The sequence below is a fragment of the Comamonas koreensis genome (genome assembly GCF_014076495.1).
Classification (GTDB): Bacteria; Pseudomonadota; Gammaproteobacteria; order Burkholderiales; family Burkholderiaceae_C; genus Comamonas; species Comamonas squillarum.
Genome location: NZ_CP043575.1, coordinates 2595614 through 2613580, shown reverse-complemented (window position 1 = coordinate 2613580; position 17967 = coordinate 2595614). Strand labels below are relative to the sequence as shown.

Annotated in this window: 17 protein-coding genes; 15 read left to right on the top strand and 2 right to left on the bottom strand. The window is 64.5% G+C overall.

The genetic code is table 11. The annotated features are described in order from the left end of the window. The first annotated feature begins 37 nt into the window (after positions 1-37). The 8 genes from F0Q04_RS11705 to chrA all read left to right on the top strand — a co-directional run bounded on the left by F0Q04_RS11705 (position 38) and on the right by chrA (position 9508). Positions 38-1702: an ABC transporter ATP-binding protein gene (locus F0Q04_RS11705; protein ID WP_182345649.1), complete on the top strand. Its 1665-nt coding sequence runs from the start codon at positions 38-40 to the stop codon at positions 1700-1702. After that, positions 1699-2748 carry a glyoxylate/hydroxypyruvate reductase A gene (locus tag F0Q04_RS11700; protein WP_332839207.1) on the top strand — a complete coding sequence of 350 codons (1050 nt, stop codon included), beginning with the start codon at positions 1699-1701 and terminating at the stop codon, positions 2746-2748. Before F0Q04_RS11705 ends, F0Q04_RS11700 begins: the two co-directional genes overlap by 4 nt. A gap of 54 nt (positions 2749-2802) precedes the next feature. Then, complete coding sequence (locus tag F0Q04_RS11695) at positions 2803-4185, top strand: aspartate aminotransferase family protein (RefSeq protein ID WP_182340644.1); 1383 nt, start codon at positions 2803-2805, stop codon at positions 4183-4185. 8 nt (positions 4186-4193) lie between these two features. Next, positions 4194-5246 carry a histone deacetylase family protein gene (locus tag F0Q04_RS11690; RefSeq protein ID WP_182345505.1) on the top strand — a complete coding sequence of 351 codons (1053 nt, stop codon included), beginning with the start codon at positions 4194-4196 and terminating at the stop codon, positions 5244-5246. Further along, entirely contained in the window at positions 5239-6201 is a 963-nt protein-coding gene (locus F0Q04_RS11685; RefSeq protein WP_182345504.1) for a DMT family transporter, read from the top strand. The genes F0Q04_RS11690 and F0Q04_RS11685 overlap by 8 nt, the downstream gene beginning before the upstream one ends. Further along, complete coding sequence (locus F0Q04_RS11680) at positions 6191-7024, top strand: GntR family transcriptional regulator (RefSeq protein WP_182345503.1); 834 nt, start codon at positions 6191-6193, stop codon at positions 7022-7024. Before F0Q04_RS11685 ends, F0Q04_RS11680 begins: the two co-directional genes overlap by 11 nt. Then, complete coding sequence (locus F0Q04_RS11675; protein ID WP_182345502.1) at positions 7021-8058, top strand: histone deacetylase family protein; 1038 nt, start codon at positions 7021-7023, stop codon at positions 8056-8058. Before F0Q04_RS11680 ends, F0Q04_RS11675 begins: the two co-directional genes overlap by 4 nt. Positions 8059-8149: 91 nt before the next feature. Then, entirely contained in the window at positions 8150-9508 is a 1359-nt protein-coding gene (gene chrA / locus F0Q04_RS11670; protein WP_182345501.1) for a chromate efflux transporter, read from the top strand. 91 nt (positions 9509-9599) lie between these two features. On the opposite strand, the gene F0Q04_RS11665 is transcribed toward chrA, so the two are convergent. Then, positions 9600-10943 (bottom strand): SGNH/GDSL hydrolase family protein, encoded by a 1344-nt coding sequence (locus F0Q04_RS11665; protein WP_182345500.1) that lies wholly within the window; start codon positions 10941-10943, stop codon positions 9600-9602. 111 nt (positions 10944-11054) lie between these two features. Between F0Q04_RS11665 and F0Q04_RS11660 the strand changes: the two genes are divergently transcribed. From F0Q04_RS11660 to F0Q04_RS24325, 7 genes are all read left to right on the top strand, one after another. After that, a complete protein-coding gene (locus F0Q04_RS11660; protein WP_182345499.1) occupies positions 11055-11966 on the top strand; it encodes a LysR substrate-binding domain-containing protein in 912 nt (303 codons plus the stop codon). 422 nt (positions 11967-12388) lie between these two features. Next, positions 12389-13360 (top strand): ferritin-like domain-containing protein, encoded by a 972-nt coding sequence (locus tag F0Q04_RS11655; RefSeq protein ID WP_116926954.1) that lies wholly within the window; start codon positions 12389-12391, stop codon positions 13358-13360. An 84-nt stretch (positions 13361-13444) separates the two neighbouring features. Next, the gene (locus F0Q04_RS11650; protein ID WP_116926955.1) at positions 13445-13660 is read left to right on the top strand and encodes a hypothetical protein; all 216 of its coding nucleotides are present in this window, start codon (positions 13445-13447) and stop codon (positions 13658-13660) included. Positions 13661-13668: 8 nt separating this feature from the next. Next, the gene (locus F0Q04_RS11645) at positions 13669-15081 is read left to right on the top strand and encodes an Nramp family divalent metal transporter (RefSeq protein WP_116926956.1); all 1413 of its coding nucleotides are present in this window, start codon (positions 13669-13671) and stop codon (positions 15079-15081) included. 223 nt (positions 15082-15304) lie between these two features. Continuing rightward, the gene (locus tag F0Q04_RS11640; RefSeq protein ID WP_116926957.1) at positions 15305-15601 is read left to right on the top strand and encodes a cupin domain-containing protein; all 297 of its coding nucleotides are present in this window, start codon (positions 15305-15307) and stop codon (positions 15599-15601) included. A gap of 106 nt (positions 15602-15707) precedes the next feature. Next, positions 15708-16115 carry a GFA family protein gene (locus tag F0Q04_RS11635; protein ID WP_182345498.1) on the top strand — a complete coding sequence of 136 codons (408 nt, stop codon included), beginning with the start codon at positions 15708-15710 and terminating at the stop codon, positions 16113-16115. A 143-nt stretch (positions 16116-16258) separates the two neighbouring features. Further along, complete coding sequence (locus F0Q04_RS24325; RefSeq protein WP_182345497.1) at positions 16259-16627, top strand: GNAT family N-acetyltransferase; 369 nt, start codon at positions 16259-16261, stop codon at positions 16625-16627. 98 nt (positions 16628-16725) lie between these two features. Here F0Q04_RS24325 and F0Q04_RS11625 read toward each other — a convergent pair whose 3' ends face one another. Then, complete coding sequence (locus tag F0Q04_RS11625) at positions 16726-17931, bottom strand: serine hydrolase domain-containing protein (RefSeq protein WP_182345496.1); 1206 nt, start codon at positions 17929-17931, stop codon at positions 16726-16728. Positions 17932-17967 lie beyond the last annotated feature (36 nt).

Sequence of the window (17967 nt, the reverse complement as noted above, 5' to 3'; positions counted from 1 at the left end):
CGCCTACTCACACGAAGCCCTGCATATGCTTGCACAAATGCCTGCCGAGTCCGCCACCCCAGAGCCGGTGCTGACCGTACGCGGCCTGGACATCCGCCTACCGCTGGGCGCCGACCGCGCCTTGGCCGTCACCCAGGCCAACCTGCAGATCCTGCCCGGCCAGACCCTGTGCGTGGTCGGTGAATCGGGCTCGGGCAAGTCGATGATCGCCAACGCCATCATGGGCCTGCTGCCCCGCCCCAAGGTCGAACCCGTGGCTGGCGAGATTTTGTTTGACGGCAAAGACCTGCTGAGCCTGAGCGAAGACCAGCTGCGCGAGCTGCGTGGCAGCCGCATGGCCATGGTCTTCCAGGAGCCGATGACGGCGCTGAACCCGGTGATGCGCATTGGCGACCAGATGGCCGAGGCGCTGGATGCCCACCTGCAGCTGCCCGCTGCCGACAAGCGCCGCCGCATCATCGCCGCGCTCACCGATGTGGGCCTGCCCGAGCCCGAGCGCCTGATCGACGCCTATCCGTTTCGTCTCTCGGGCGGCCAGCGCCAGCGCGTGATGATCGCCATCGCGATGCTGCTCGAGCCCAGCCTGTTGATCGCCGACGAGCCCACCACCGCGCTGGATGTGACCACGCAGGCCCAGATCCTGCAGCTGATGCGTGCGCTGCAAAAAAAGCGTGGCATGGCCATGCTCTTTATCACCCATGACTTTGGCGTGGTGGCCGAGATTGCCGACCATGTGGTGGTGATGCAGACCGGTGTGGTGGTCGAAGCCGGCCCAGCCGGCCAGGTGCTGCGCAACCCCCAGCACGCCTATACCAAGAAGCTGCTGGCCGCCATTCCGCATGGCAATGTGCGCGAGACCCAGGCCAGCACGGCGCAGCCGGTGCTGCAGGTCAAGGACCTGTGCAAGGTCTACCGCACTGGCGGCGGCTTTTTGCGGCCCGCGCGCGAGGTGGTGGCCGCCGAGCGCATCAGCTTTGAGCTGGGCCGCGCCCAGACCCTGGGCGTGGTCGGAGAGTCGGGCTCGGGCAAGTCGTCGCTGGGCCGCTGCATCGTGGGCCTGGCACCGTTTGACAGCGGCGAGATCCTCTTCAACGGCCAGCGCCTGAGCTCGGGCGCCGCGCTGCGCCGCCAGGCCAAGGGCAAGATCCAGATGGTCTTCCAGGACCCCTATGCATCGCTCAACCCGCGCCACAAGATTGGCGCGGCCATTGCCAGCGGCCCCATTGCCCAGGGTGTCCCCAAGGCCGAGGCCCTGCGCCGCACGATGGAGCTGCTGGAGCTGGTCGGCCTGGGCCCCGAGGCAGCCGAGCGCTACCCGCATGAGTTCTCTGGCGGCCAGCGCCAACGCATTGGCATTGCCCGCGCGCTGGCGATGGAGCCTTCGTTGCTGGTGGCGGACGAGCCGGTCTCCGCGCTCGATGTGTCCGTGCAAGCTCAGGTGCTCAAGCTGTTTGCCGAGGTGCGCGAGCGCTTTCAGCTCAGCATGGTCTTCATCACCCATGACCTGCGCGTGGCCGGCCAGATGTGCGACCACCTGGCCGTCATGCAGCGGGGCCGCATTGTGGAATACGGCCCGACCGCCCAGGTGCTGGGCAACCCCCAGCACCCCTATACCCAGACCTTGATCGACGCCATTCCCTCGCTGGAGCACCGCCGCGACGAGGTGGACGCGGGCAACGCAGAAACGCGGAGCCGCGCATGAGCATGACCACCATGCCCACCACCGATGCCCAGGCCGCTGTGCCGGGCCGCACTGCCAGCCACGCCAGTGACATGCCCCGCAGCATTGCCTTTTTGAGCAAGAGCATTGCGATGGACTTTTTGCTGCCCGCCTACCAGGCCCAGTTCCCCGGCAGCCGGCTGCTGCTGGGCGCCGAGCTGCAGGCGCTGCTCGATGCCGGCCAGCACGGCGATATCGAGGTGGCAGTGTGCTGGCACCCGCCCGCCGCCCAACTCGCGCAGCTGACCCAGGCCGCTGGCCTGCAGCTGGTGCAATCGATTGCCGCCGGCATTGACCATATCGACACCCAGGCCCTGCCCACCAGCACCCCCGTGTGCCGCATTGTGGACAGCACCATGGGTTATGGCATGACGGCCTTTGTCAGCTGGGCCGTCATCCACCGCCAGCGCCATATGGACCGCTATGTGGCCCATGCGGCGCAGCGCCAGTGGCGCGAGGAGCCCATCGTTGCGCCCAGCCGCCACCGCGTTGGGATTGCAGGCTTGGGCACCCTGGGCCAGGGCTGTGCCCGCGCGCTGCTGGCCATGGGCTACCAGGTGCGCGGCTGGAGCCGATCGGCCAAGCAGGATCTGCCCGCCGGTCTGGAGGGTTTGCAGACCTTCCACGGCCAGGCGCAGAAGGCAGAGTTTTTGAGCGGCTGCGACACCCTCGTCTGCCTGCTGCCGCTGACGGGCGAAACCCAGGGCTTTCTCAATCTGGCCTTAATGCGCCAGCTGCCGCGCGGCGCGCACCTGATCAATGTGGGCCGAGGGGCGCACCTGGTCGAGGCCGATTTGCTGACCGCGCTGGCCGAGGGCCAGATTGGCGCGGCCACGCTGGACACCTTCAGCGCCGAGCCGCTGCCAGCCGACCACCCGTTCTGGCAGGACGAGCGCATTCTGGTGACCCCACATATCGCCACCCGCACCGATCCACGCGTGATCGCCCAGCAGACCGCCCACAACTTCAGCCGCATCCGCGCAGGCCAGGCCGCCGAGGTGGCCGTGGACCTGGGGCGCGGCTACTGACACCCCGCCATACCTAGCAACAGCAAGCACCACCAGCCCCCAGGAGATTTGGACATGAACGCAGCAGACAACACCCCCAAACGCAGCGCGCTGGACGCCCAGGACATTGGCGCCCACCTGCACCCCTACACCAACCTGGCCGCCCATGAGGACGTGGGCCCGCTGATGATCACGCGGGGCGATGGCATCCATGTGATCGACGAACAAGGCCGCAAGTACATCGAGGGCATGTCCGCGCTGTGGTGCAGCTCGCTGGGCTTTAGCCACCCGCGCCTGGTGCAGGCCGGCATCGATGCGCTCAAGACGCTGCCCTACTACCACACCTTCAACCACCGCTCCAACCCAGCGATTGCCCAGCTGGCGGACCGGCTGATCCAGCTGGCCCCGGCACCGATGGCCAAGGTCTTCTTTGCCAACTCGGGCTCGGAAGCCAATGACACGGCCATCAAGATCATCTGGTACTACCACAACGCCATTGGCAAACCCGCCAAGAAAAAGATCCTGTCGCGCCAGCGCGGCTACCACGGCGTGACGGTGGCGGCCGCCAGCCTGACCGGCCTGCCCGCCAACCACCAGGATTTTGACCTGCCGATTGCGCGCATCGGCCATGTGGAATGCCCGCACCACTACCGCTATGCCAACCCCGGCGAGAGCGAGGCCGACTTTGCCACCCGCCTGGCCGATGCGCTGGAGCAGCGCATTCTGCAGGAGGGCCCGGACACTGTGGCCGCCTTCATTGCCGAGCCGGTGATGGGCGCTGGCGGCGTCATCGTGCCGCCCGAGACCTATTTTGAAAAAATCCAGGCCGTGCTGCGCAAGTACGAGGTGCTGATGGTGGCCGACGAGGTCATCTGCGGCTTTGGCCGCACCGGCCAGATGTTCGGCTCGCACACTTTTGGCATCCAGCCCGACATCCTCACCTGCGCCAAGGCGCTGTCTTCGGGCTATGTGCCTATCTCGGCCGTCATGGTATCGCCCACCGTCTACGAGGCCATGGCCGCCAACAGCGGCAAGATCGGCACCTTTGGCCATGGCTATACGTATTCTGGCCACCCGGTGGCGGCGGCCGTGGCGCTGGAGACGCTCAAGGTCTACGAGGACGAGCAGATCCTGGCCCATGTCAACCGGCTGAGCCCCCTCTTCCAAGGCCGCTTGCGCGGTTACCTGGAGCGCGCCTATGTCGGCGAGGCCCGGGGCGTGGGCATGATTGGCGCCATCGAGCTGGTCGCCGACAAGGCCACGCGCCAACCCTTTGACCCCGCCCTGAAGCTGGGCTACCGCCTGGCCCAGTACGCGCAGGAAGAAGGCCTGATCGTGCGCGCCATGGGCGACGCCGTGGCACTGTGCCCGCCGCTGATCATCATCGAGGCCGAGATGGCCGAGATGTTTGCCCGCCTGGACCGCGCGCTGGACAAGCTGCAGGCCACCCTGCCATGAGCGCCGCCATGCAAGCCTTTTACAGCCCCGATCAAGCGCTGCACCACCCCAGCCAGTTCATGCGCCTGGGCAAGCTGGTGCCCGCGCCCGATCTGCCCAGCCGCGCCGAGACCCTGGCCGACGCCTTGCAGCAGGCGGGTCTGGCCGTCAGCGCGCCGCCCGACCTGGGCCGCGCGCCGCTGGAGGCCGTACACGCCCCCCATTACCTGGACTACCTGCAAACCGCCTGGCCGCGCTGGCAAGCGATGCTGGCGAGCGGCGCCAATGCCGGCCCCGAGGTGATGGCCAACCTCTCGCCCTACGCGGGCGTGCCCGCCGGCCAGCGCCGCCCGCCCTGCCCATCGCCCGCGCTGATACCGCAAACCGGCTACTACCTGGGTGACCTGTCCTGCCCGCTCGGGCCGGACAGCTGGCAGTCCATCTTGCGCTCGGCCCACAGCGCCGTGGCTGCGGCCGATGCGGTGATTGCCGGCGAGCGCATGGCCTATGCGCTGTGCCGACCTTCGGGCCACCATGCGCACTGGGACCGGGCCAGCGGCTTTTGCTATGTCAACAACAACGCCTGCGCTGCTGCGCGCCTGGCCGCACATTTTGGCCGGGTGGCTGTGCTCGATGTCGATGCCCACCATGGCGATGGCACGCAGAGCCTCTTCTACGCCCGGGACGATGTGCTGACGGTCTCTACCCATGCGGAGACCAGCAGCTACTTTCCGTTCTACACCGGCTATGCCGATGAGCGCGGCGCCGGCGCGGGCGAGGGCTACAACCTGAACCTGCCCCTCGCCCATGGCAGAGGCAACGCGGAGTTTTTGGCTGCGGTGGACACCGGCTTGGACGCCGTGCGCAGCTTTGCCCCGAAAGCCGTCGTGCTGGCCCTGGGCTTTGACACCTTCAAGGACGATCCGATCAGTGTGCTCAAGGTCGACTTTGAGGCCTACCGCGCCGTAGGCCAAAAGCTGCGTGCGCTGGAGCTGCCCTTGGTGGTGGTGCAAGAAGGCGGCTACCTGGTCGAAGCGATTGGCCCGGGCCTGCAGGCTTTCTTGGAGGGCCTCCATGGCTGAGCAGGCCGTGCAGCCCAGCAACCGGGCAGCAGCACTGCGCGAGGCCGATGCCACGCGCCGGCTGCGCCAGGGGCTGGGCCTGTTTTTGGCAGCGCTGCTGTGCTTTGCCTGCTACGACGCCTTTGCCAAGCACATGCTGGCCCGCTATCCGGCCACGGTGATGAACCTCTCGCGCTACACGGCCATCGGCGTGCTGGCGCTGTGGGTCATGCACCGGCATGGCGACTGGTCGGCGCTGCGCTGGGGGCGCCTGCGCAGCGGCAAATTGCTGCTGCTGCTGCGCAGCCTGATGCTGGCCATTGTGGCCACCTGCTTTATGACGGCGCTGGCCACGATGCCGCTGGCCGAGGCCACCGCCATCTACTTCACTGCGCCCCTCATCATGGTGGCGCTCTCGCCCTGGCTGCTGGGCGAGCGCGTCGGCCGCGTGCAATGGGTGGCGGTGCTGCTGGGCTTTGCCGGCATGCTGCTGATCGTGCGTCCGGGCAATGCGCTGCCGCTAGCCGGCACCGTGCTGATGGCCATCTCGGCCGTCTGCTATGCACTGTTCCAGGTGCTCACCCGCAAGCTCTCGGGCCTGGTGCCCACGGCCGTGCAGTTTGCCTATATGGCGCTGTTTTGCCTGGTCATCACCAACCTGCCCGCCCTCTTCCACCCGATCACCGAATGGCCCGATGCGCCGCAGCTGGCCTTGCTGCTGGCCGGTGGCTTTGTCAGCGGTGGCGCGCAGCTGCTGCTGCTCCAGGCCTTCCAGCGCGCCTCGGCCTCGACCCTGGCGCCGATGAATTATGTACAACTGTTGCTGGCGGTGTTGATCAGCACGTTCTGGTTCCAACGGCCGCCAGACAGCCTGGCCCTTTATGGCATGCTGATGATCAGCGCTGCCGGTGTGTACCTTGCATGGCCCCGGCGGCAAAAGTACCCCGCTCACCAGGCATCCCGACATGACATCTGAGACCCTTACTAAAACCATCGCCCTGCAGGGCGAGGAGACAGACAACCCTGGCTTTTCGTCGATCCGGGTGCCCGATCTGGTGGAGCTGGTCGAGCGCCAGCTGCTGCAGGCCATTTTTGAAGGCCGGCTGCCACCGGGATCGCGCATCGTGGAGGCCGAGCTGTCGCGCCAGATGGGCGTGAGCCGCGCCCCGCTGCGCGAAGCAGCGCGCCGGCTGGAAAGCCAGGGCGTCATCGTCTCGACCCCGCGCAAGGGCTTTACCGTGCGCACCTTCAGCCCCAAAGAGATCCAGGACCTGTTCCAGGTGCGCCTGGGCCTCGAAGTGATGGCCGCGCGCCTGGCCTGCGAGGTGGCGACCGATGCGCAGCTCGCAGCGCTCAAGGCCTATGCCGATGACATGCTCGAGCGCGCACCGACCCTGAGCAATATCGAGCGCGTCACGATGGACCTGGGCATGCACACCGCCATCTCGCGGCTGTCGGGCAACGAGTACCTGCAGCGCATCTTTGCCAACATGCAGGCCGAGATCCGCATCTGCCAGGGCTTTATCGAGCGCCAGTACCGCGACCCGGTATTCATCGCGCAGTCGCATTTCCCGGTGGTCGATGCCATCTTGCGCCGCGATGCCGATGCCGCAGAAAAAGCGCTGCGCGTGCACCTGGTGGACGCCCAGGACAAGGCCCATGCCCAGGTGCTGCACGGCGACCAGGCGCCGGACGCTGGTGCCGGCGCTGCGCCAACACCGGCCACCCCAGCCAAGGCCAAGCCCGGCGCCACCGCCTCCCCCGTTTCTTCCTCCCGACGAAAACCGCCTAGACCATGAAATTCATCTACAGCCACGAGCACCGCAGCCACGACCCGCAGCAATTCATGGTGCGCGGGCAACTCAAGCGCAGCAACGAGCAACCCGAACGCGCCGAGATCCTGCTGCGCTCGGCGCAAAAGGCCGGCCACCAGCCGATGCTGGCCGAAGACTTTGGACCCAGCCCGCGCGCCGCCGTCCACACCCCCGAGTACCTGCACTTTCTGCAAACCGCCTGGCAACGCTGGCAGGCGCTGCCCGATGCCTCGCTCGAAGTGCTGCCCAATGTCTTCCCCTTCCCCGGCCAGCCCTTTACCTACCCCGACCACCTGGTCGGCCAGGCCGGCTACCACATGGGTGACTGCGCCTGCAGCATTGGCGAGCACACCTGGCACGCGGCGATCAACTCCGCCCACTGCGCGACGCATGCCGCCGAGCTGGTGCTGCAGGGCGAACAGGCCGCCTACGCGCTGTGCCGCCCACCCGGCCACCACGCCTATGTGGACCGCGCCAACGGCTTTTGCTACCTGAACAACGCCGCCATCGCCGCCCAGCACCTGCGCAGCAAACATGCCCGCGTCGCCGTGCTCGACATCGACGTGCACCACGGCAACGGCACCCAGGGCATCTTCTGGCGCCGCAACGATGTGCTGACCGTATCGATCCATGCCGATCCGCATTTCTGCACCCCGTTCTTTACCGGCCATGCGCATGAGCGCGGCGACGGCGAAGGCCTGGGCTACAACCTGAACCTGCCCCAGCCCAAGGGCACCACCACCGACCAGTACCTGCGCGCACTGGAAACCGCCCTCACCACCATCCGCCACTACGCCCCCGGCGCCCTGGTGCTGGCCCTGGGCCTGGACGCCCACGAACACGACCCCTACCAGGCCCTGGCGATCGACACCCCCGGCTTCGCCCGCATCACTGAAAAAATCGCGCAGCTGGGGCTGCCGACGGTGATCGTGCAGGAAGGCGGGTATCTGAGTGAGGACCTGGGCTTGAATCTGGAGAGTGCGTTGCGGGGGTTCGAAACGGGAGCAGGCGACAGGTAGGCTAGAATTTGCCAACCGGGATAGCAGCCTCCCGGCCCGCAAGGGTAGACGGTGTCCCGTCCAAGTGCTGGGTATTCTCTATGGAGTTTTTATGGACACCGGTTTGCCCAGATCAACGGACCCCGTTGCACCTACGTCTCTGTCGCTGTCTGAAGCTTTACGCTTCTGGCTGAAGCTGGGGTTCATCAGCTTTGGTGGCCCTGCCGGTCAAATCGCCCTCATGCATGAGGAGTTGGTTGACCGCCTCCGGTGGATCTCCGAAAAGCGCTTTCTGCACGCCCTCAACTATTGCATGCTGCTGCCCGGACCGGAAGCGCAGCAGCTGGCCACCTATCTGGGTTGGTTGCTGCACCGGACCTGGGGTGGTGTCCTGGCCGGCATTCTTTTTGTTCTGCCGTCACTCTTTCTCATCATTGCGCTGGCGTGGCTGTATATGGCCCATGGTGACATGCCCGTCATTGCAGGTTTCTTCTATGGCATAAAGCCGGCAGTGACGGCGCTGGTGGCCCAGGCCGCCTACCGCGTGGGGTCCCGTTCACTCAAGAACCGCTGGCATTGGGGCATTGCGGCCGCTGCGTTCATGGCCATCTTCGCGCTGAATGTTCCGTTTCCGCTCATTGTGGTGGTGGCAGCTGCCGTCGGCTACCTTGGCGGCAAGGTCCAGCCGGAGGCCTTTGGTGGCGCCAGCCATGGCCCAGGCGCCGCAGTTCGGCATGGAGGACATGCACTGATAGACGACAACACCCCCACGCCGCCGCATGCCCGATTTTCCTGGCGGAGATTCTGGTCCGTGGCGCTGGTGTGCCTGGCACTGTGGGCTGGCGCCATGGCCCTGTTTGCGGCACTGTTTGGGCGGGATTCCGTGTTGGTGCAAATGGGCTGGTTCTTCACCAAGGCAGCGCTGATGACCTTTGGAGGCGCCTATGCGGTGCTGCCTTACGTCTACCAAGGAGCCGTGGATAACTTCCACTGGTTGACCGCGCCCCAAATGATGGACGGGTTGGCCTTGGGTGAGACCACCCCTGGCCCGCTCATCATGGTGGTGTCCTTCGTGGCTTTTGTCGGGGGTTGGACCAAGGCCGTCTTCGGCGCGGATTCGCTGCTGCTGGCGGGCGTGGTGTCGGCCGTGGTGGTCACGTTCTTCACCTTTCTGCCCTCGTTCCTTTTCATATTGCTGGGCGGCCCGTTCATCGAGTCCACCCACGGCAACCTGAAGTTCACCGCGCCATTGGTAGGCATCACCGCAGCCGTTGTCGGTGTCATCGTGAATCTGGCTGTCTTCTTTGCCTACCATGTGATGTGGCCCCAGGGCTTCGCAGGAAACCTGGATGGGGCATCCATTGCCATAGGGCTGGCAGCGGCCATTGCCTTGCTTCGCTACCGGGTCAATGTGGTGTATGTGATTGTGGCTGCGGGCTTTGCCGGTTTATTGGTGCGGCTGTTGCTCTGACTGTCCCCACCGCATGCAGGCCTGGGTCGGCATGGCCATCGCCAGGCGCAGCAGCGGGGCCTGAGCAACGGACGACAACGCATAGCGATGGCTAGCGCGCCTGTGGCAACGCACCAGCGGCCTTTGACTCCAGGCCCGGTAGGAGGGCATCGAGCGCAACGGCCTCCGCCATGGCTCTATGGCCTGCATCGCCGGGGTGCAAATGGTCTCCCGAGTCGAATCGCGAGGCGATGCGTGCCGGCTTCGCTGGATCGCGCAGCGCCGCATCAAAATCGATGACGGCATCAAAGGCTCCGCTGTGGCGGATCCAGTCGTTCACCTGTGCGCGCAGCGCGTCCTTGCCGGGTTGGTAGTAATCGGCGAGCGGCGTGCCGGGCAATGCGCCCTCGAATGGCGTCAGTGTGGCGCCTAGAACGCGAATGCCCCGGCTGTGCGCTTGCGCAATCAATTGGCGGTAGCCCGCCGTCAGGGAAGCCAGGGTGGGCGGCTCTGCATGCTTTGCAAATGCGGTACCGGGCCAGGCTATGTCGTTGATACCCAGCAGCACAATGACGCTTCGCACCCCCAGTTGCGCCAGTACATCACGCTCCAACCGCGCCAGCGCATTGGCGCCCATGCCATCAGACAACAACCTGGCCCCTGAGATACCCGCATTGACCACAGCCACGCCATGCGGCGCCAGCCGGGCAGCCAGAAAGTCCGGCCAGCGGCTGTCCTTGTTCAAGGTGGCTGCTGCGCCATCGGTGATGGAATCACCAATCACTGCCACAGCGCGCGCGGCGGGCCCGGTCTCCACCGCGATCCCCGTCAGCAACGGTCGGGCCGTGGTGCTTTGCCTGTCGGGATCGGCGATCTGTAGGCTGGTCGCCTGAGTTTGATCGCCAGACACGATCCAGCCCGTCTGGCGGCCATCCCAGTGGAACGTGCTGATCGGCGTGGCCTGGGGCAGGTACAGGCTCACCGCCACCTGAGACAGCGCGGGCACCGGGAGTGCCACCGGATCACTGACCCAGGATGCCCCTGGCGGGATCGTCACGCCCTCCTGGCCGCCAAAACTGACGGCCCGCAGGCTGCCATCGGTGACCGCGCCAGCTGCGCTGGCTTCCCGAAAACGGGCCACCGTCGCCTTGCCCACAAAGAGCGGCTGCTTGCCGTAGGCGTTGGACAGCACGATGCGCAAGCGCTCGCCCCCCAGGCTGATGCGTGCCACCTGGCGCACGGTTTGCGCATGCAACGCGGCCGGAAGGTGGGTCGGAAACAGAAAATCCGTGCCCCACACGGGCTGGGGGCTGGCCTGCCAGGTGGCCACCCAGCCGTTGCCGGTAGCAGCATCCGCGGCCCGCGCAGGCGTGATAGGCACGGCGCCTGGCGTGAGGGTCAACGCCAGCATCGCAGCGGCTCCAGCGCTTGCAAGCGGCACAGTCAGTCTTTTCATATCAGTGAATTCAAAGTCCTTGGAAGAACAGATGATGAATTCAAAGATCAGATTGGAATAGACTGGCCGCAAGAACATCATTTGTGAATTGATCTCAACAAGGAGGACCGCATGGCGCGTCTGGAAGTCAATCGGTCCGGCGAACTGGAGGTGTTCGTGCGCGTGATTGAATCAGGGGGCTTCTCCGCCGCTGCGCGCGCCGTTGGCATGACGCCGTCTGCGGTCAGCAAGTTGGTAGCTCGCCTGGAACAGCGTCTGGGCACTAGACTGGTGAACCGGTCTACCAGGCAGCTCCAACTCACGCCCGAAGGCTGCGTCTTCTACGAGCGCGGGGTACGTATCCTGGCCGATCTGGAAGAAGCAGAGCACTGCGCCAGTACGCACACTGCGCCGCGCGGTCGGCTGCGCGTCAATGCCAACGTACCCTTCGGCCACCATTTTCTGCTGCCGCTTGCGCCTGCATTTCTGGCGTCCCATCCCGACGTGACGCTGGATATCGTATTGACCGATGAGGTGATCGACATCCTGGAGCAGCGTACCGATGTAGCCGTGCGTGCCGGGCCGATGAAGGATTCCAACCTGGTGGCGCGGAAGTTGGGCGGCACACGCATGCTGATTGTGGGAGCGCCCAGCTATCTGGCCCGCCATGACATGCCAACCACGCCGCAGGAACTGGAGCACCACAACCGCCTGGGAGCAAACTATGCACGGGCGCAACCCGGCTGGCCGCTGCGGCATGCCGGTGAAGATGCCGTCCTTCCAATCAATGGCAATGCGCAGGCCAGTGACGGCGAAGCCTTGCGCCAGTTGGCGCTGGCGGGGCTGGGTTTGGCGCGCCTGGCCGCCTTCCAGGTACGCGAGGACTTGGCCGCTGGACGCCTGCTGCCGGTTCTCGAACACTGCAATCCGGGCGATATCGAAGAGGTACACGCCGTCTATGTCGGACAAGGCGGCTATCTGCCGCTGCGCGTGCGCGCTTTTCTTGACTTTCTGGTCCAGACGGTTGATCTCGACAAGCATTGAGGCAGACCCGGGGCCAAAAAGGAGTTAGGAAATTCCTAACAGCGGTCAACGATCGGCTCGCGGTGTAGCCCGTCCAGAGCTGCAACAGTGCGCTATTGTCGTTCAGGCAAGCATTCGTCAGTACCAGCACCGGCAAGCGCAGCCGATGTTTGTGCCTCATCCATCTGAACCCAGCAGTCCGCAAATGGTGATCCTCAATTCGTCTCGGCGAATTAGAAAGAAGCGCCGAATTGTAAAGACCCAAAATTTGTGAATCCACCTCGCCTACTGCTGCGTACAGCGCAAGTAGCAAGAGCCGACGTCATCAGTCTCCACTGACCAGGCTTTTGTGCTGAGCTGCTTCTTGCTGCACCGTGTGCTGTCTAACGACGGCGCATTCCTGTGTAGGTAGGCGCGTTAAGCGCAACTCGAAAGGAAATCACATGTCTGACGAATCAGTGTTGATAGGTGTATTGCAACAGCGGGCCAGGAAATTGGAAGACCGGCGTCAATTCTTCAGAAAGACGGGAGGCGTGGCAGCAGGTATGGCGGGTGGGGCCATTTTGACGGCTTGCGGGGGTGGCGGCAGTGATGCCAATGCCCAGAACAACGGCCCGACCGATGTGGAGATCCTGAACTTTGCGCTGAACCTGGAATATCTGGAATCGCAGTTCTACCACTACGCAGTGTTTGGCACGGGGCTGCCCGCCAATATGCAGTCGGGCACCGGCACGCAGGGGGGCATCACCGGCGGGCGGGCGGTGGCGTTCAAGGATCCGCTGGTAGCGCAGTACGCCAAGGAGATCGCCCAGGACGAGGTGGCCCACGTGGCCTTTTTGCGCAAGGCCCTGGGCTCGGCCGCAGTGGCGCAGCCGCAGATCGACATTGGCGGCACGGACCCGAATGGGGCCTTCTCGGTGGCAGCGCGCGCTGCCGGTCTGGTGGGTGCGGGCGTGGCTTTCGATCCCTATGCCAGTGACGAGAACTTTTTGCTGGGCGCCTTTATCTTCGAGGACGTGGGCGTAACGGCCTACAAGGGCGCATCGCCGCTGATCACCAACAAGACCTACCTGGAAGCTGCTGCCGGCATTCTGTCTGCCGAGGCCTACCATGCAGGTCTGGTGCGCACGGTGCTCTATGCCAAGGGCCTCGCCACCCCCGCGCTGCGCTCGGCAGCCGGCGCCATCTCCGATGCGCGCGATAGCCTCGATGGCTCCTCCGATGTGGACCAGGGCATTACGGGGGATGACAGCACCTCCAATATCGTGCCCCTGGATGCTGACGGCATTGCCTACAGCCGCTCGCCAGGTGATGTGCTGAACATCGTCTACCTGACCAAGGACTCTGCCACCAAGGGCGGCTTCTTCCCAGCCGGTGTGAATGGTGCGTTAGTGATGAGCTCAGCCTTTGCTTAACTCGTAGCAACATCCTGCCCCGCTCTGGGGCAGGATTTCTACCAGGCGGGCCCGAGACCGTGGTATCTCTGCGAAGGAGTTGCGATGAAGTCCTTTTTTCCTCAATCCTTTGAAGCAGGCGCCCCCAGCAAGACGCGGCGCCTCAAACCCGGCATGTTGGCGCGCCGTTGTGTGGGGAGCTTGATCGTATTGGCCGGTGCCGCCATCGTCACCGGTGATCTGCTGGCAATTCTCAGCAATGGGGACACGGCGGCAACACCCCCCTCCACCGCGCCGCACCAGGCACCAACGGCCAGATAAGAGCGTCCATGCCGCCGCCCACCTTCACCACACAAAACCCCTTGCGCAATCCAGCGCCCGAGCCAAAGCCAGAGCGCTGTGGCGCCATTGACCCAGACAATGGGAAGCTAGGCGATCCCAGCCTGCCGCAGGTTCACCGCAGCATTGCGGTGCCGCGCGGCACTGGCCGTTCGGCCAATGCACGGCGCATGCTGGCATTTGCCGGGCCCGGTTATTTGGTGGCGGTCGGGTATATGGACCCTGGCAACTGGGCCACCTCGATTGCGGGCGGTTCGCAGTTCGGCTACTCCTTGCTCGCGGTCATCTTTGCCTCCAATTTGATGGCGATGCTGTTCCAGGCGGCTGCTGTGCGCCTGGGCCTGGCCAGCGGCCGCGACCTGGCGCAGGCCTGCCGCGAACAATTTGCGCCACGCATCAACCTCATGCTGTGGTTCTTTTGCGAGATCGCCATCGTGGCCTGCAACCTGGCAGAGGTGTTGGGCATGGCCATCGGCCTGAACCTGTTGTTTGGCCTGCCACTGATCGCGGGCGTGTGCATCACCGTGGTCGATGTGATGCTGATTCTTGCGCTGCAAAGCCGGGGGTTTCGCGCGCTGGAATCGGTCGTCATCGGGCTGGTGGCCTTGATCGGCATTTGCTTCGGTGCCCAGCTGGTGTGGCTGCATCCACCGCTGGCCACCGTGCTGTCCGGGTTCATTCCGCGCTCCGAGATCGTCACCAATCCGGAGATGCTCTACCTGGCCGTCGGCATCGTCGGCGCAACTGTGATGCCGCACAACCTGTACCTGCACTCGGCCATCGTGCAGACGCGTGAACACAGCAAGACGCTGGAAGGCACACGCCAGGCGATCCGCTTTGCCACCATCGACTCGACCGTCGCATTGGGTTTGGCGCTGTTTGTCAACGCCGCCATCCTGGTCGTGGCGGCAGGCGCTTTTAATCGCCCGGGCACACCACCCGTGACCGAGCTGTCAGACGCCTACCATTTGCTGTCGCCTGTCTTGGGCGTCGGCATTGCCAGCGCAGTGTTTGGCACCGCCCTGCTCGCCTCGGGCCTGAGCTCTTCAGTGACGGGCACCCTGGCGGGCCAGATCGTGATGGAAGGCTTTTTGCAGATTCGCCTGTCGCCCTCGATGCGGGCGCTGCTGACCCGGCTTATCGCCATCGTGCCCGCCGTCATCGCCACTGCCTGGTATGGCAGCGAAGGCGCCACGGCGTTGCTGGTGTTCAGCCAGGTGGTCCTCAGCATGCAGCTGCCCTTTGCCATTGTGCCGCTGTTAATGTTCACCACCCGCCGTCACGCACTGGGAGCGCTGACTTTTGGCAGGCCTATGGCCATCCTGTTGTGGAGTTGCGCCGCCGTCGTGGTGTCGCTGAACCTGTGGATGCTGCAAAGGCTGTTTTTCGCGACGGCGATATGAACCGTATCGAGCCTGGTGCCCAGGCTGTGAGGGGGAAGGCAGGAGACAGCGCAGCCTGCATCGGCGGCTGCTGTCAGCCCCATATAGGCTGCTAACGACATGATAGCTAGTACGGCACGATGCAGGCATTCAGCTACAGTTCATGCCTGTGGATCGCCCGTCGCGCTTGCAATTGTGCTGAGGTGCGCACCGCAGTGCGATCCAAACTGTGAAGTAGAAAAGCATGTCCTTATTTGACCTCGATGCCATCGCCAATGGTCTGCCTGCTGCGTGGAACTCCACCGTGCTTGGCACCGTGGGATCGACCAACATCAAACTCGTGCGGATGGACCAGATGCCTTATGGCGAGGAAGTGCATGACTACGACGAGGCATTGCTGGTCGTGAGCGGCCAGATGATGCTGGAGGTAGCAGGCCAGGCCCTGTGCGTGGAAGCCGGTCAGATGTACATTGCCGAGGCAGGCATTCCTCATGCGGTTTTAGCCGGCAGCCAGGGCAGCCTGGTGATTGTGGACCTCTGAACTACGGGACCTGAGGTAATGAGCAGCGCTGCAAAAGCTGGGTCATCCCCATCCCCAACCGACCTATCGACGCCGCTCTGGCGGCGCTTCCCCAAAAAGGATCAGCATGAAAGTAGAAGGCCGGTGCCTATGCGGCGCCATTGAATTTGAGGCAGAAGTGCAGCCAGGCAGCATGACCATCTGCCATTGCCTCGATTGCCAAACGCACTCAGGCTCTGCCTTCAGAGCCAATATCTCCGCCCCTGCGGCCAGCTTCAGACTGACCAAGGGCATGCCGCGCACCTTCGTCAAGACAACGGCCAGCGGAAACAAGCGCAATCTTGCATTCTGTGAAAACTGTGGCAGCCCGCTGTATGCCTGCGCCGTGGAAAATCCGCAGGCCTACTCTCTGCGTACCGGCGTCCTTCAACAATGCGATGCGCTAGGACCCCCACAGCGAGAGATATGGACAAAGCGACGGAGAGCCTGGGTGGCGCTTGCAGGGGTGAGCGAAACGCACGACGGTCAACCCTGATGCAATGGTTTTTGTGGCAGAGTGGCGACGAGGAGCATGTGTGCCGACCGGATCAGCGGCATATGCGGCAGACAGCCAGCACATGGGTCCACTGAACGTCAGTCCCTGCGAGAGTCCGCGTCCGTTGAGAGCCCTACGCATCCATGCATTTCGCCATTCGTCAAGCAACAGCATCCGATGCAGATTCGGCCAGCCACCTTGTCACCGGCTTGGCGCACCACTTCCTCTCTGATCCGGCTTCTGGGGAGACCCGGCCTTTTAAGGCCGGACTCACTTCTTCCGCCTACGCTGAGCGGATCGGGTCCTCTCCATTCAAGCACTACGTCGCCGAGGACGCTGCGGGAATATGTGGCGTTGTGGCGCTACGCGATGGGTCGCATGTCTTCCATCTTTTTGTGACGGCGGACGCCCAAGGCCAGGGTATCGCTCGTGCACTTCGGCAGCATGCCCAGTTGCGGTCAAACCATTCCACCTTCACCGTCAACGCATCTCTTAACGCAGTCCCGGTGTAGCTGTCTGCGTCTGACATTTCTTTGATGGACCTTGGCCCAAAGCTGGTACATCCCTGACAAATGGTTCCGCATCTCGTCCCGAGCGAAGTACTTGGCAGTCACCGCGCGATGCCCCGATACACCGCATCCCGCAATTCCGTCACAAACCGCCCCGACATCCCCTCGTACAAGGTATTCGTCAGCCCCACCACCGTCAGCCCTAGGGGCCGGTCCACCCACCAAGCATGGCCGTAAGCGCCACCCCAGCGCCAGGTGCCAAGCGATTCCGGCGACTGCGCCAGCTCAGGATCGCGCAGCACCGAGAAACCCAAACCAAACCCCAATCCCGGGCCGGCCGCCAGATCTCGCCCCTGGGTTTGGTCGCGTGCCATCTCGGCGATCAGGTGCTCCGGCAGCCAGCCATCTTGGCCAGTGCGCAATGCTTCCAGTAGGCACAGCACATCATCCGCTGTGCCAACCATGCCGGCGCCCCCGGAGGGAAAGGCGCCCGCATCCAAAGCGCGGGATGGGCTGTAGCGGATGCCCACCGTACCGTCGAAGGGGGCAACCACCTCGCCTTCCTGCAAGCGGTGTGGCACGGGGCCGCCGTTGACATAGGGCGTTGCCAGGCGCGCGGCATCGCGGCAGACAAAGCCGGCATCGGCCATGCCCAAGGGCTGCGTGACCAGTGCTTCCACTGCCAGCGGCAAGCGGGTGTTGCACACCGCTTCGACCAGGGCGCCCAGCACATCCACCGCCAAGGAGTAGCCCCAGCCGGTGCCGGGCTCGTAGAGCAGCGGCACGCTGGCGATGCGGCGCAGGTTCTCCTGCAGATCGATGCCGCTGGCATCCATGCCATCGGACACACCAGCTTGGGCATAGGGCCCTTGGTCGTCTGCCTCAAAAAAGCGGTAGCCCAGGCCAGCGGTGTGGCTCAGCAGCTGGCGCAGGCTGATGCACGTCTCGCGCCCATCGGGCAAGCGGGGACGGAAGGCCGGCAGCCAGGTGGTGATGGGCTCGTCCAAGCCCAGGCGCCCATCTGCTACCAACCGCATCACGGCGGCACTGAGGACGGGCTTGCTGACGGAGGCCCAGCGAAACACGGTGTTCTCGGCCATCGCGGTGCGCGCCTCCCGGTCTGCCCAGCCTGCTGCGATGCGGCACAGCGCCTGACCATGCTGGTAGACCAGCACCACGGCGCCCACTAGGCGCTGCTCGGCCAGGGCCCTATGCAACACCTCGGCAACCGGCGCCCACGGCCCAGCCAAGCCAACAACTACCTGCGGCACACCACTGCCGGGTGCGCCAGAAACTGAAAAATCCATAGCATCGCTACCTTGGTTGGAACACAGCCATTAGCT